The following is a 1,732-nucleotide window of genomic DNA, read 5'->3' on the forward strand; positions in this document are numbered from 1 at the left end:
AATAGATCTGTAAATATGCCGGTGAAACTCAGCAATATCTTATGCACTCTTATGTTCGAAGATGCTCGAGGGAATTTGATTCCAGTCCAAAGCTTCCGGTTACGAAACGATGATTATAGCCTATTTCAGGTGGAAGTTTACGGAGGAGATGATTTCGGACCTTACGTAGTAGAACTTCCGAATTTAAATACTGCGGAAATTGAAAGTGCAATTGCTTCAGGTTTTAATCCAAAAATTTTCATTGTAGATTATACAATGACTCACGTGACTGATTCCAATTACAAATCTGCTCTTTTGAATTTCTCTGGGGACAATCTCAAAATTATCGAGGAAAATTCCAAAGGCAGAACAAGTTTAATTAAAATTTTCGGACCAAATTATCGTGAAAAATTTAGAGTAGCTGCGTTCGATGATCTGAGTAATAATAATCCATGTACTACAGTTACAGCTAGTACTCTTGCTCCTGGAGTGAGTTTAAAAAAGGCATTACAGAGAATTGCATGCTCCGGAACTCAGGTAGAATTTGAAGACTATGTGGTCGACTTGAGCGAGTTCGCTCCTTCCCTTACTGATTCGAAAATTCACTTGAAAGGTATAAAATCCTTTGCCGGAATTCCTACTCAGCTTCCTTGCACCTATCAAACATATGCGGGATCGGATGGAGTTTCAAGAACAGCTTGTGTCCAAAAACCTTATAGTACTTGGACAGATGTGGAAAAGAAGACTGCTGGGGTTTGGGCTATCTATTCAAACGGAAAATATAATGCTCCAACCGAGTATTGGGTCGACGGTTCTAATATCCGTATTTTCGATCCGGGTAATATTCAAAAAGCACAGATGGTAAAGGGAGTGGACTCCATTATTTGGGCGGGAGACTACTATGATATCGTTTATATTAGCGCGAAAGATCTTGCTAAGAATGAAGAAAATCCACCGTACGGCTCTACGCCTATCGGGATTTCCGGTTCAAGTCCTACTGGTGGATCTATCGATCCGAACGATCCGAATTCATCTTTTAAACTAAATACCGTATGGGATCTTTCTCAATTTGGAGAAAACCCATACGAGCCGGATCAAAAATCTTTCTATGTTGGAAAGGTCGGATTCAATGAAAAAGTCGTATTTAGCGTAAAGTTAGATAAAACGAAATATTTAAATCCAAGCTTTGGTTTACCTGAAAACGGTGGTTCTTACCAATATTTTAGTGACTTTAAATATACTCCTACCGTTGCGACTAAACGTTTTAACATCGATCAAGTAATGGATTTCGAAATCAGTTTAGGTTTCGCAGGCCAAAGGACGGATTGGATACATGTCTATAAGGATACGGACGATACAGACGCATATCATGTCCGCAAGATGTGGGTTGATACTTCCGGTTACGCTGACCAAACATTTAGAATTTGTTTGCGTATGCCTTCTGCAAGTAATATAGTAGATCCGAACAATAGTTTAGTTAATATCTATATTCGCCCTGCATTGAACAGTGCATATCGCAAATCAATTTGGCCTTTAAAATACACCGATGTTAAGAAGATGAGAGGAGAGTTGAGTTCTCCGACGAATATTGGAGATACTACGATATATCTTACGGGAGTATACGGGACGATAGAAGTTAATGATCCTATCTACGTTAGTGGGGATACCTATCCTTATACTGTAGTAAGTGTTACTCCTACTCCAGGATATCCTGACGGCTCATTCACCGTGGTTGTCGACACTGCGATGAAAA

The 1,732-nt window shown here is 39.4% G+C and carries 1 protein-coding gene; it reads left to right on the forward strand.

The window, feature by feature from the left end:
* Positions 1-21 precede the first annotated feature (21 nt).
* Positions 22-1,732, forward strand: a 1,711-nt coding sequence (locus EHO65_RS19605; RefSeq protein WP_244243596.1) for an LIC12048 family lipoprotein, incomplete at its 3' end; no start/stop codon positions are given.

Source organism: Leptospira andrefontaineae (assembly GCF_004770105.1).
GTDB lineage: Bacteria > Spirochaetota > Leptospiria > Leptospirales > Leptospiraceae > Leptospira_B > Leptospira_B andrefontaineae.